The 12,201-nt window shown below is 60.0% G+C and carries 15 protein-coding genes; 11 read left to right on the forward strand and 4 right to left on the reverse strand.

The window, feature by feature from the left end; genetic code table 11:
- The 3 genes from IIY41_RS12285 to hrcA form a co-directional block, all read right to left on the reverse strand.
- The coding region (locus IIY41_RS12285) for an Hsp70 family protein (protein ID WP_287400980.1) at positions 1 to 362 on the reverse strand (362 nt) is incomplete at its 3' end.
- Positions 363 to 455: 93 nt separating this feature from the next.
- Positions 456 to 1,070, reverse strand: a complete 615-nt coding sequence (gene grpE / locus IIY41_RS12290) for a nucleotide exchange factor GrpE (protein WP_050006417.1) — start codon at positions 1,068 to 1,070, stop codon at positions 456 to 458.
- A gap of 4 nt (positions 1,071 to 1,074) precedes the next feature.
- Entirely contained in the window at positions 1,075 to 2,094 is a 1,020-nt protein-coding gene (hrcA, locus tag IIY41_RS12295) for a heat-inducible transcriptional repressor HrcA (RefSeq protein ID WP_009323423.1), read from the reverse strand.
- A 419-nt stretch (positions 2,095 to 2,513) separates the two neighbouring features.
- Between hrcA and IIY41_RS12300 the strand changes: the two genes are divergently transcribed.
- From IIY41_RS12300 to IIY41_RS12350, 11 genes are all read left to right on the forward strand, one after another.
- Positions 2,514 to 2,687: a hypothetical protein gene (locus tag IIY41_RS12300; protein WP_009323424.1), complete on the forward strand. Its 174-nt coding sequence runs from the start codon at positions 2,514 to 2,516 to the stop codon at positions 2,685 to 2,687.
- 188 nt (positions 2,688 to 2,875) lie between these two features.
- A complete protein-coding gene (gene ade / locus IIY41_RS12305; protein WP_058723751.1) occupies positions 2,876 to 4,579 on the forward strand; it encodes an adenine deaminase in 1,704 nt (567 codons plus the stop codon).
- Between the two features lie 6 nt (positions 4,580 to 4,585).
- Positions 4,586 to 5,047: a C-GCAxxG-C-C family protein gene (locus tag IIY41_RS12310; protein ID WP_205457317.1), complete on the forward strand. Its 462-nt coding sequence runs from the start codon at positions 4,586 to 4,588 to the stop codon at positions 5,045 to 5,047.
- 167 nt (positions 5,048 to 5,214) lie between these two features.
- Positions 5,215 to 5,616 carry a hypothetical protein gene (locus IIY41_RS12315; RefSeq protein ID WP_009323427.1) on the forward strand — a complete coding sequence of 134 codons (402 nt, stop codon included), beginning with the start codon at positions 5,215 to 5,217 and terminating at the stop codon, positions 5,614 to 5,616.
- Between the two features lie 184 nt (positions 5,617 to 5,800).
- Positions 5,801 to 6,175: a GntR family transcriptional regulator gene (locus IIY41_RS12320; RefSeq protein WP_287400985.1), complete on the forward strand. Its 375-nt coding sequence runs from the start codon at positions 5,801 to 5,803 to the stop codon at positions 6,173 to 6,175.
- Between the two features lie 15 nt (positions 6,176 to 6,190).
- A complete protein-coding gene (locus IIY41_RS12325) occupies positions 6,191 to 7,084 on the forward strand; it encodes an ABC transporter ATP-binding protein (protein WP_009323429.1) in 894 nt (297 codons plus the stop codon).
- Positions 7,085 to 7,086: 2 nt separating this feature from the next.
- Positions 7,087 to 7,758, forward strand: coding sequence for a hypothetical protein (locus IIY41_RS12330; protein ID WP_009323430.1), 672 nt, complete (start codon positions 7,087 to 7,089; stop codon positions 7,756 to 7,758).
- Between the two features lie 6 nt (positions 7,759 to 7,764).
- On the forward strand, positions 7,765 to 8,508 hold the full coding sequence (locus IIY41_RS12335) for a hypothetical protein (protein ID WP_050006414.1): 744 nt from the start codon (positions 7,765 to 7,767) through the stop codon (positions 8,506 to 8,508).
- A gap of 77 nt (positions 8,509 to 8,585) precedes the next feature.
- On the forward strand, positions 8,586 to 9,515 hold the full coding sequence (locus tag IIY41_RS12340; protein ID WP_205457316.1) for a CPBP family intramembrane glutamic endopeptidase: 930 nt from the start codon (positions 8,586 to 8,588) through the stop codon (positions 9,513 to 9,515).
- Positions 9,516 to 9,657: 142 nt separating this feature from the next.
- Complete coding sequence (locus IIY41_RS12345; RefSeq protein ID WP_009323433.1) at positions 9,658 to 10,413, forward strand: exodeoxyribonuclease III; 756 nt, start codon at positions 9,658 to 9,660, stop codon at positions 10,411 to 10,413.
- A gap of 74 nt (positions 10,414 to 10,487) precedes the next feature.
- Positions 10,488 to 11,357 (forward strand): undecaprenyl-diphosphate phosphatase, encoded by an 870-nt coding sequence (locus IIY41_RS12350; protein ID WP_050006412.1) that lies wholly within the window; start codon positions 10,488 to 10,490, stop codon positions 11,355 to 11,357.
- Between the two features lie 61 nt (positions 11,358 to 11,418).
- On the opposite strand, the gene epsC is transcribed toward IIY41_RS12350, so the two are convergent.
- Positions 11,419 to 12,075, reverse strand: a complete 657-nt coding sequence (gene epsC / locus IIY41_RS12355; protein ID WP_009323435.1) for a serine O-acetyltransferase EpsC — start codon at positions 12,073 to 12,075, stop codon at positions 11,419 to 11,421.
- Positions 12,076 to 12,201 lie beyond the last annotated feature (126 nt).

Raw genomic sequence — 12,201 nt, forward strand, 5'->3', positions numbered from 1 at the left:
TACGCGGGAACAGTAATGACTGCCTCGGTGACGGGACCGCCCAGATAGCTCTCGGCGTCCGCTTTCAGCTTGGCCAAAATCATGGCGCTGATCTCCTGCGGGGTGTATTTCTTGCCGTCGATGTCCACTTTATAGTCCGTGCCCATATGGCGCTTGATGGAAGCGATGGTACGGTCGGGGTTGGTGATGGCCTGGCGCTTTGCCACCTGGCCCACCAGGCGCTCGCCTGTTTTGGTGAAGCCCACGACGGACGGCGTGGTACGCGCGCCCTCGGCGTTGGCGATGACGACGGGCTCGCCGCCCTCGATGACGGCAACACAGCTGTTTGTGGTGCCAAGGTCGATACCAATAATCTTGCTCATAACTCTCAGACTCCTCTTTTATCAAAACTCGGTGAATATATGTGGTGATTTCTGAATTTATATCAAAAAGCCTTTCGGCTTTGAGATGTCAGCCTATTCGGCCACAGCCACGGCCGCGTGGCGGATGACCTTGTCGTGGAGCAGATAACCTTTCTGCATCACCTGCGTGACGGTGCCGCTGGGCATGTCGTCGGTAGAGGGCTGCTGCAGCACGGCTGCGTGCAGCTCGGGGTCGAAGGGCTTGCCCTGCGCCTCGATCTCGCTGACACCCATTTTGCCGAACGCCTCGCGGCATTTGTCCAGCGTCATGGTCACGCCCTTTTTATAGCTCTCGTCCGCGGTGGGCGCGTCGGCGGCGATCTCCAGCGTGTCCAGCACGGGCAGCAGCGTGTTCACCGCGAAGCTCACGCCGTTGTCGAACGCGGCATCGTGCTCCCTGGCGCTGCGCTTGCGGAAGTTTTCATATTCCGCGGCGGTGCGCAGCAGCGTGTCTTTCGTTTCGGCCAGCTTTTTTTCAGCCTGCTCCAGCTTGGTTTTCAGTGCGGCCAGCTCGGCATGCGCCTTGCCTTCTGTATGCTTTTCCTTTTTTTCCGTCTTTTCTGCATCCTGCGTTTCAGGCTGCGGTGCCTCGGGCGCCGCCTGCGCGGCGGACGCTTCCTCCTGCGGCGCGGCGGCCGCGCGGTTCACGTCTTTTTCCGTGTCTGCCATGTTGCTACTCCTCCTGCACCCTGCCCGACATGCATTCGCCGAGCAGCAATGCGAAATATTCAAGCCGCGGGATCGTTTCCCGGTAGGGCATGCGCGTTGGACCTACGATGCCGATGGCCCCCGTCAGCCCGCCTCCCGCGAGATAGCGCTTCGTCATGATGCAGAAGCCCGGCATGCGGTACTCGGGCAGTTCGTCGCCCAGCAGCACCGTGGTGCGCTCGCTCTTGGGGCTGACGTAGCGCTTGACGGCTTCTGTGTCGCTGAAGAATTCCATCAGCGTGCGGAAGCTGTCCGCAAGCTCGGCATAATTCAGCAGGTTCTGCTGGCCCTCCAGATATACATTGGGCCGTCCCGCTTCCCGCAGCAGCGTCACCGCCGCCGAAAGCACCGGGTAATATACCGCACTGCCCAGGCTCTGTGCTGCGGTACGCATCTGTTCCTCGCGCACGTCGGCCGCGCTGCGGAAGGTAAGGTAGGTGTTCAACGCTTGGGACAGCCGCTGGGCGTCGCCGGGCCGCAGCGCGAAATCCAGCTTTGCCGTGCGCGTGCGCACACCGCCCGCATTGGTGACGGCCAGCACCGCCGCCGTGTAGCGGCCCACCTGCATCACCTCATAATGGGCGATGCACAGGTCCTCGCTTTTGGGCGTTGTAGCCACGACACAGTAGCCCGTCAGGTCCGCCAAAGCCCTTGCGGCGCTTTCGGCCAGACGTTCGGGGTCGTAGTCCATCTCGCGGAACAAAAGGTCGATCTGCCGTTTTTCCTCAGCGGGAAGGCGGGCGCCTGTATCCAGAAGATTGTCGATGTAGTAGCGGTAGCCCTTGGCGCTGGGCACGCGCCCGGCGCTGGTGTGGGGCTGCTCCAGAAGGCCCAGCTTTGTCAGCGCGGCCATTTCGTTGCGCAGCGTGGCGCTGGACACCGCATGTCCGAACTGTTCGGCCAGCAGACCGCTGCCAACCGGCTCTCCGTCCGCGCCATACAGTGTTACGATCGCCCGCAGCACACGCCGTTTCCGATCGTCCATCGGCACCGCCCACACCACCTTTCCTCTCTTGCTGTTTAGCACTCTATCTGTTCGAGTGCTAAATTTATTTTACAACACTTTTTTAGTATGTCAAGCCCTGCGGGGCAAAATGCGCGAATTTTTTCAACTTTTACAATTTCGTCACAACTGCGGCAAAAACCGCAGCATGAGGGCACGCGGCACACAGGTGTATTCGCCGGAAAAACCGTTCCGGCAGGTTGCTGTAAGCAATGGCCGCGCTTTCGTGCAAATGGTATATTGTCGTTCACTGGCGGACATGATATACTGAAAGCGGAAAGGAACGGAAGCTCACACCGTCCCCGTCGGGGGCATAAAATAGAATAACACATCCCGCAAAACGCTCTGCACGCAACTGTGCCGCCCGGTGCCGGGCGGCCTCAAAAAGGAGGCTTGTTTTCATGCAAATGGACCCTCGTCTCAACTGCGAGTATGAACGCGCATATCCCCGCACCCAGCCGTACAGCCGTCTTCCCTATGACAAGCGCGCCGAAAAGGCCTGGTGGGCGGATTATTACCGCCGGAATCCCACACTGCTGATGCGGCTGGCCCGGCGGCTCAAGGCCGCGCTCTGACGCGGCCATACCACTGCGTACAAAAATTTGACAGGATGCAGAGCCGAAAGCCCGCTGAAAGCGGGCTTTTTGTTTTTGGGCGGGGAAGCGCAGAGCGTCCTGCCTGCGCGAATGTGCCGGAGCCCTTTTCGTTTTTTATATAATGTAGTATACTGGTAAAAACCAAAAACAGGAAAGGCGGCCGGACAATGAAAGCGGACAAAGCATGCATCGACGTGGCGGCGGGGCGCGCCCCCGCCGACCTCGTGTTCAAAAACGTCAACGTGGTCAATGTTTTTTCCGAGGAAATCATCACTGCAGACGTGGCGGTGGCGGGCGGCGTGATTGCGGGCGTGGGAAGCTACCGGGGACGGACAGAACTGGACTGCACGGACAAATTCCTGTGTCCGGGTTTCATCGACGCGCACATCCACATCGAATCCAGCCTTGCCGCGCCCTTTGAATTCGCCCGCGCCGCTACCCGCAGCGGCACCACCACCATTGTGGCCGACCCGCATGAGATCGTCAACGTATGCGGTGCACAGGCCGTACAATATCTGCTGGATGCAACGGAAAACCTGCCGCTGAACGTGTATCTGATGCTGCCCTCCAGCGTGCCCGCCACCCCCTTTGAAACAAACGGCGCGGATTTCACCGCCGCAGACATGGCCCCGTTTATGGCGCATCCCCGCGTACTGGGCCTGGGCGAGGTGATGTGTTATCCCGACGTGCTGGCCGCGCGGCAAACCGTACTGGAAAAGCTGGCGCTGGCCGCGGATGCGGGAAAGCGGGCCGACGGCCACGCTCCCGGCCTTTCTGGCAGAGAGCTGCAGGCCTATGCAGCCGCGGGCATCCGCACCGAGCATGAGTGCACCACCTTTGCAGAGGCTGCCGAAAAGCTGCGCGCGGGTCTGGCTGTGCTGGTTCGCGAGGGCAGCGCTGCGAAAAACCTTTCGGTGCTTGTAAACGGCCTGCTGGACAGCGACATGCCTGCCGACCGGTTCCTGTTCTGCACCGACGACAAGCATCTGGACGACATTGCCCGGGACGGCCATCTGCGATGGAATGTCCGCCAGGCCATCAGCCTGGGCATGAAGCCTGTCACCGCCATCAAAATGGCCACCTGGAACGCAGCCCGCGAATACGGCCTGCGGGACCTGGGCGCCGTGGCCGCGGGCTATCGGGCCGACCTTGTCCTGCTGGACAGCCTCAAGCAGATGACCGTGCGCGCGGTTTACAAGGACGGCCGGCCCGTGGAGGAGCGCTTTGCAGGCCTTGCCGCCGCCCCCGTACCCGATGCACTGCTGCATTCGGTACACTTTGAGAACGTGGCTCCTGCCGACCTTGCGCTGCCCGTCGCGGGCCCGGCCCATGTCATTGAGATGGTACCGTACCAGATCGTCACGCGTCACGCGGTGGAGGAGGTTCCTTCGGAAAACGGCTTTTTCCGGCCCAACGCCGTTTATACCAAACTATGCGTGGTGGAACGCCACGGCAAAAACGGAGGCGTTGCCGTTTGCCCGTTGAAGGGCTACGGCATCACAGGCGGAGCCATTGCCACCAGCGTGGCGCACGACAGCCACAACGTCATCGCGGCGGGAGACAACGACGCGGACCTCGTGCTGGCCATCAACCATTTGAAAGAAATCGGCGGCGGATATGTGCTGGCCGGAGGCGGAAAAATACTGGGCGCGCTGCCCCTGCGCGTGGGAGGCCTGATGAGCACCGCCCCGTGGGAGGAGATACAGGCCGGAGCGGGCGCCATTCTGGAGCGGGCAAAGGCCATGGGTATCCCGTACCATGTGGACCCGTTTACCAGCCTTTCCTTTCTGGCGCTGCCCGTTATACCGGAATTGCGCCTGACGGACCGCGGCCTGTTCGACGTAACTGCATTTTCCCTGGTAAAGGACTGATCGGATATGAGTGAAAAAGCACAACGCGCGAAAGCGCTGTTTCTGGAGGGCTATAACTGCGCGCAGGCTGTGGCCGGGGCGTTCGCGCCGGAGATGGGCCTTTCGGTAGACGCCGCGGCACGCCTGGCCAGCGGCTTTGGCGGAGGCATGGGACGGATGCGGGAGGTATGCGGTGCGGTAAGCGGTATGACGCTGGCCGCAAGCGCGCTGCGCGGCTACAACGACCCCAAAGCCGGGCTGGAGAAAACCGATACCTACGCGATGATCCAGGAGCTGGCCGGGCGCTTCCGGGCCGAAAACGGCAGCATCATCTGCCGGGAGCTGCTGGGCCTGGCCCGTCCCGAGGGCATACCGCAGGCCGAGGCGCGCACGCCGGAATATTATAAAAAGCGCCCCTGCCCGGAGCTGGTGGCGCTGGCGGCTCAAATTCTGGAGGAATGGCTGGCCGAGCATCCCGCCCGGCTGTAAATTCCGCATTCCCACCAAGTGCGGCAGTTTGATTTTGGTATATTTTACAATAATCAACTTATTAGACGATATAAATTTAACAATAATTGACAATTCGGGTGTTTGCACGGTACTATGAAGACAGGGAGGACTGTTCCTCCACTTTTCAAACAGAAAGGAAGAGTACCATGGCCGCATCCAAACCGCTGCTGCTGCTTGACAACGCATCCATGCTCACCCTGCTGCATCAGGGCTGTTTCCGTTTACAGGAGATCTCGTTCGAGGAAGTAAAAGCCATCCTTGAAATGCACGGCAGCCGTGAGGTCGTCCGGTGCTTTTCCAACGCCGAGATCGAACAGCTGCTGTACAAGCATCTGGACGTTGCCATCCGCAACTTCAATTACGCACCCGTGGAGAACATGGCGGTGGACCAGGACGCCATTGCGTTCCGCCTTTATGTCACGCCGTCGGAGACGCAGCCCAGTATCCGCACGGAGTACGGCAATGAGGCAACAAAGGTCCAGAACCTTTATGTGTACTGCCAGTTTCTCACACGGTTCGACCCCGATGCGGGGCCATCCGCTCAATAAGTTCCCGCCTGCGCCGGAGCCTTTTCGAAGGCTCCGGCGCTTTTCTTTGGCGGGAAATCTGCCGCAGGGAAAACAAAAATTTTTGACGGAGGGATTGACAACCGTCTTTGCGTGTTGTATAGTTAGTTACACAAGTAATGAACCACATAACCAAATAACCTTTGGAGGGAAGGAGCGCAGACAATTGAATGGAAACCTGAATGATTCCACCTCCATCTATCTGCAGATCGCAGCCATGCTGGAGGACAACATCGTGCGGGACCTGCTTTTGGAAGAGGAACAGGCGCCCAGCACCAACGAACTTGCAAAAGCGTTCAGCATCAATCCGGCCACGGCGGCCAAAGGGCTGAACCTGTTGGTAGACGAGGGCATTTTGTATAAGAAACGAGGGATCGGCATGTTCGTTGCGGCGGGCAGCAAACAGAAAATCATCCAAAAGCGCAAAGACAGTTTTTTTGAAACATATGTGAGGAGCCTTGTGGACGAGGCGCGCACCCTTGCCATCGGCAAGGGAGAGCTGATGGCCATGATTGAACAGGCCGCGGCGGACAAAACGTAACGGAGGGACAGGGACATGACGAACGGAGTATTGCAGGCCACGGATGTGGTCAAAAGCTACAACAAAAAAGAGGTGCTGCACAGCGTCTCGCTGACCATCGAGCCAGGCAAGATCTATGGCCTCATCGGACGCAACGGCGCGGGCAAAACCACGCTGCTCAGCATTCTGACGGCACAGAATACCCACGATTCCGGCCTCGTTACCTACAACGGGGAGCGCGTGTGGGAAAACCAGAAAGCACTGGACGAGATCTGCTTTTCCCGCGAGCTTTCGCCCATGCTGCTGTTCGGCCAGAACACACTGAAGGTGAAGGAATACCTGCGCGCCGCCGCACTGTACTACCCCCACTGGGACAAGGAGTACGCCGCACGACTGATCGAGATGTTCGGGCTGGACACCAAAAAGAAGATCTACAAGCTCTCCAAGGGTATGATGAGCATGGTCACCATCGTTCTGGCGCTGGCCAGCCGCGCGCCCATCACCATTCTCGACGAGCCGGTGGCCGGCCTGGATGTGGTGGCGCGGGAACAGTTCTACGATGTGCTTCTGGCCGATTACGCCGAAACGGGACGCACCTTCATCATCTCCACCCATATCATCGAGGAAGCCGCGGGCGTGTTTGAGGATATTATTTTTATCGACAACGGCCGTGTCATCGAGACAGGCAACTGCGAAAGCTTCGTGGCCCAGTTCCACTATGTTTCCGGCCGGGACGAGGACGTGGCCCGCGCCTGCGCCGGGCTGCAGGTCATCCACGAAGAGGGCCTGGGCCGCAGCCGCACGGCCTGCGTGCGCGGCAGCCTGGATACGCTGCGCCGCAGCGCAGACGGGCTGGATGTGGATATCAGCGGCGTGACGCTTCAAAAGGTGTTCGTCTACCTGACGGGCGGCCATAAGGAAGGGGAATAACGATGCTGCGTACCGTAAAATATCTGAGCCTGCTGGTAGTGCAGTTCATTGGCGCGCTGTTGGGCGTCGGCGCACTGTTCATTGCATTTTACGCCGTTTCCACGCCGCTGTCCGAATTTGAAAGCGCGGGTTGGCGTATCCTGGGCATGGCCTTCGCCTGCGGGATGATGTTCCCCTTTGTGCTGCAGGCCAGCCTGATCCAGTCTTACATGCCGCTGCCTCTTTCCATGGGCGTTACGCGCCGGGGCTTCTTCGCCGGAGCACAGGCGGCCAAGGTGATGCTGGCCGGAGGCATCGGCGTATGCCTGCTTTTGATCCAGCTCGCAGTAAAATGGATGTTCGGCGTGGACGCCCTGTTCACCGGTACGATGCTGGTGGGGCTGTTTGCCGTGCTGCTCCTCGGCGCGTCCGTTGGTGAAGCGCTGGGTTTTGTCAGCCTCCGCTTTGGGCGTGTGGGCATGATCGTATTTTTCGTACTGATCGTCGGCGGATGTGCGGTGATCGGCGGGATCATCGGCTACGCGGGTGCGGCGGGAGCTCTGGACGGCATGCTGGACGCGATGCTGCGCTTTCTTTCCAATGCGTGGGCGCTGGGCGGCAGCGCCATCGTTTTGGCCGTGCTGTTGGGCTGGCTGGATTGGCTCATGTGCCGCCGCATACCGGTAAAGGGGTGAGCATATATGTTAAAATCGATTAAACGGGAATTCCTGCTCAACCGGAACAGCCTGTGGCAATCGCTGGCTGTTTTGGGCGGAGCCTGGCTGCTTGGCGAGGCGCTTAGCCTGTGTATCATGTATTTCGCTCATGAGGAGGAGTATTTTTCCCTTGGCACTGTATTTGCAGCGATCATGCTGGTGATGTTCGGCGTTATTTTTGCGCTGTATTATTTCTCCTGCGGCTACGAGCAGGCGCTGACGATGAGCTGTACACGGCGCCGTTTTCTGTTTGGGATGTTCGTCACCGTGTGCCTGCAGTTGCTGTGCCTCGTCGGAGGCATAGTGGTTTTGACGCTGCTGGACCGCGGGCTGTATCTGCTGCTTTTCCGCGGCATGCCCATTGACGGGCCGGACCTTCTGCAGCCGGAGGCACTGCGCTGGGCCTGGGTGATTTTGCCGGCAGTTCTCGTCCTTGCCTGCACCGGGCTGTTTCTGGGCGCATGTATCCAGCGCTGGGGACGGCGGGCGCTGTGGCTGCTGTGGGCCGCGTATATGGCTGTTTTCCTGTTCGGCGACACCTTCACACGGCTGGCCGAGGGCGCGGGACGCGACACATTGCTGGGCCGTGCGCTGGGCGCGGTGGTGGACGTTCTGGCATTCATCCCCGGCGGTCCGGCGCGGGTGCTTCTGGCGCTTGCGCTTCTTACAGCCGCCACGGTTTCAGGCGCCGCTCTGCTGCTGCGGGGCAGCGTGCGCCAGACAGCATAAGCACAGCGCGGCGGCTCTGCGGCGGAGTGTCAAAAGCGCGCCGCATGCCGCTGCTGAAAAAGAGGAGGGCATCTGTGATGCAGAACGGTTTGTCATTCAAAAACACCATGTCCCGGGTGGGGCTTTGCTACTTTGTGCTGATGCTGGTAACACAGGCGCTCCAGCTGGCCGGCATGACACTGCTGGGCAGCCTGCTGGAGACGGGCTGGGGGCTGTGGGCGCTCTCCTATGCGCCGCTGTATTGCATTGCCGTCCCTGTTTTTATCCTGCTGCTGCAAAAACTCGTGCCCGGCACGCCCGGCACGGCGGGCAGCGCCGCGCTGACGGCGGGAGGATGGCTGCGCTGGCTGGTGCTGTGTCTGGGCGTGACGTATCTGTTCAATTTCGTCTCCCTCGGCATCACAGCTCTGCTGGGAATGCTTAAGGGCGGCGCGGTGCAGAACCCACTTGCCCTGATGCAAATGAACAGCAGCCCGCTGGCCACGTTTCTGTTCGCCTGCGTGCTGGCACCCGTGGGGGAGGAGTTTTTGTTCCGCAAGCTGCTGTACGATAAAATCGGCGGATACGGCGTCCGCACCTATGTACTGGTGGGCGCGTTCCTGTTCGCGCTTTTCCACGCCAATCTGTCTCAGCTTTTGTATGCCTTTGTGCTGGGCGCCGTCTTCTGCTACATTTACGCCCACACGGGAAAGCTGCGGTATACCATCCTGCTGCATATTGCCATCAACACCATCGGCACGATGGCGGCGCCCCTTTTCATACAATACGGAGGGATTTGGGGCACGGCTGCCGTGGGGATACTGGTGCTTGTGAGCATTGCGGCGGGCGCCGTGATTGCGGCGCGCAGGCGCTGGCGGTTTCCCGGTGCAGCACCCGCGGACGGCAGGGAAGGAGAGGGGGCGCAGCGCCCGGCCCACAGCTTTGGCCGTGCGCTGCGCACGCCGGGCATGCTGGCATACACAGGTCTGTGCGCGGCGCTTATTCTTGTGGTCACCTTTTTGACATGAGCGGTCCGTTCCGTGCAAAAAACGGAAAATAACGCGCGCCCCGCCGCATCCCGGTATGCAGCGGGGCTATTTTGTGCTATACTGTGCAATATCCGGGACGGAAAGTCCCGAACTTTGAAAGAAATATGCGAGGTATATCGTTTTGAAATTGATATCGTGGAATGTCAATGGTTTCCGGGCCATCCTCGGCAAAGGCTTCGCGGACATCTTCGAGGGCTTCGGCGCGGACGTCGTCTGCCTTCAGGAAACGAAGATGCAGCCGGGCCAGGCCGAATTTTCGCCGCCGGGCTATCACCAATACTGGTACAGTGCCGAGAAAAAGGGGTATTCCGGCACAGCCGTTTTCACCCGCATGGAACCGCTCTCCGTGCGCTACGGCATCGGCAAAGAGGAGCACAGTCACGAGGGCCGCGCCATCACGCTGGAGTTCGAGCAGTTCTTCCTCGTCAACGTCTATACGCCCAACAGCCAGAATGAACTGGCGCGCCTGCCCTACCGCATGCAGTGGGAGGATGATCTGCGCGCTTATCTGTGCGCGCTGGATACGGAAAAACCTGTGGTCTATTGCGGCGACCTGAACGTCGCCCATCGGGAGATCGACCTGAAAAACCCCAAGCAGAACATCCATTCGGCGGGCTTTTCCTATGAGGAGCGCCAGAAAATGACCGACCTTTTAATGAGCGGCTTTGTGGATACCTTCCGCGCGCTGTATCCGGACGCCGCGGGCCGCTACACCTGGTGGAGCTATTTCCGCCGCGCGCGGGAGACCAACGCGGGCTGGCGCATCGACTATTTCATCGTCAGCGAACGTTTGCGCGAAAAAATTGGCGACGCGCTCATTTACAGCGACGTGTACGGGTCCGACCACTGCCCGGTGGGGCTGGTCTTGGATGTGTGACGTACGCATATACTGTACGGCGGGGCGCGCCCCGCACCACGGACGCTGTGCGCCCGGAATAAGGGGGACTTATTTTGCTGGATTATCTTTTCGCGGCGCTGCTGGGCGTCATCGAGGGCATCACCGAATGGCTGCCCATTTCCAGCACCGGCCATCTGATCCTGGCCGATGAATTCATCCATATGTCCACATCGGATGCTTTTAAGGAAATGTTCGATGTAGTCATTCAGTTCGGCGCCATCCTTGCGGTGGTAGTGATTTTCTGGAGCAAACTGTGGCCGTTCCGCATCAACCGGGACGCCTGCGGTTCCGGTGTGTCCGGCCTGGTGGACCGCTACTGCCGCAAGGACGTGTGGGACATGTGGTTCCACGTGCTGGTGGCCATTGTGCCCAGCGCCGTCATCGGCCTGCCTCTGGACGATTGGATGACCGAGCACCTGCACAATCCGCCCGTCGTTTCCGCCATGCTCATCCTGTACGGCGTGTTCTTCCTGCTTATGGAAAGCACCGTGGGCAAGCGCCGCCCCCAGGTGCGGCGCATTGGACAGATCAATTACCGCATGGCTCTGTTCATCGGTCTGTTCCAGTTCCTGGCGCTGGTGCCGGGAACCAGCCGTTCCGGCGCAACGATCCTGGGCGCGATGCTCATCGGCTGTTCACGCACGGTGGCGGCCGAGTTCACGTTCTTCCTGGCCGTCCCCACCATGGCGGGAGCCAGTCTCGTCAAGGTCGTCAAGTTCCTGGCCGACGGCGGCGGCTTTTCCGGCTCTGAAGTGGGAATTCTTCTCACGGGCTGCGCCGTGGCGTTCGCCGTTTCCATGCTGTGCATCCGGTTCCTGATGAACTATGTGAAAAAGCATAATTTCAAGGTGTTCGGCTGGTACCGCATTGGTCTGGGCGCGCTGGTTTTGGCGTATTTCTATCTGCTGAAGCCCGCGCTGTAAGCCTCCGGTAAGCGCAAAAATAAAAGAACGCCCCGTTCCGGCTGAACGGGGCGCTTTTTTGTTACCGTTTTTCTGCAGGCGCAGCCTGCGGGTCCGCCAGAGCGCACTCCAGCGCCGCGATGCGCTGCTGCAGCGCCTTGATGTCCGCGTGCACCACGTCCGGATAGTCCCGCTGGTTCAGCTCCTCGCTGGAACGCGCCACCTTGCTGCCGTTCACACGCACCACGCAAGCCGGAATGCCGATGGCCGTGGCATTGGCGGGAATACAGGACAGCACCACACTGTTGGCTCCGATACGGCTGTTCGCACCGATGGTGATGGGCCCCAGCACCTTGCAGCCTGTGCCGATGAGCACGTTGTCTCCGATGGTGGGGTGGCGCTTTCCCTCATCTTTTCCGGTGCCCCCCAGCGTAACACCGTGGTATAGAGTGACGTTGTTACCGATCTCCGCCGTTTCGCCGATGACGACGCCCGCGCCATGGTCGATGAACAGGCCGTCTCCGATGGTGGCCCCGGGATGGATCTCGATGCCGGTGAAGCCCCGCCCCCACTGGCTGACCATACGGGCACAGAACAACCGTCCGTGCTTGTAAAACCAGTGCGACACCCGGTAGAACACCAGCGCGTGAAAGCCCGGATACAGCAGCATTACTTCGGCCAGGCTGCGTGCAGCCGGATCTTTTTTCAGCATGGACTTCGCGTCCGCCAAAAGGCCCATTCAAACCCCTCCTCCCGCGCGGCGGGCGATTTTCCCGCGGCACGTTTCTTCTTTTATTCCAAAACTCCGGCCCGGACGGGCCGCCGATGGGTTATAGTATACCATTCTTGTAGTATATACGCAAGA

This window comes from Ruthenibacterium sp., assembly GCF_017421385.1.
Lineage (GTDB): Bacteria > Bacillota > Clostridia > Oscillospirales > Ruminococcaceae > Ruthenibacterium > Ruthenibacterium lactatiformans.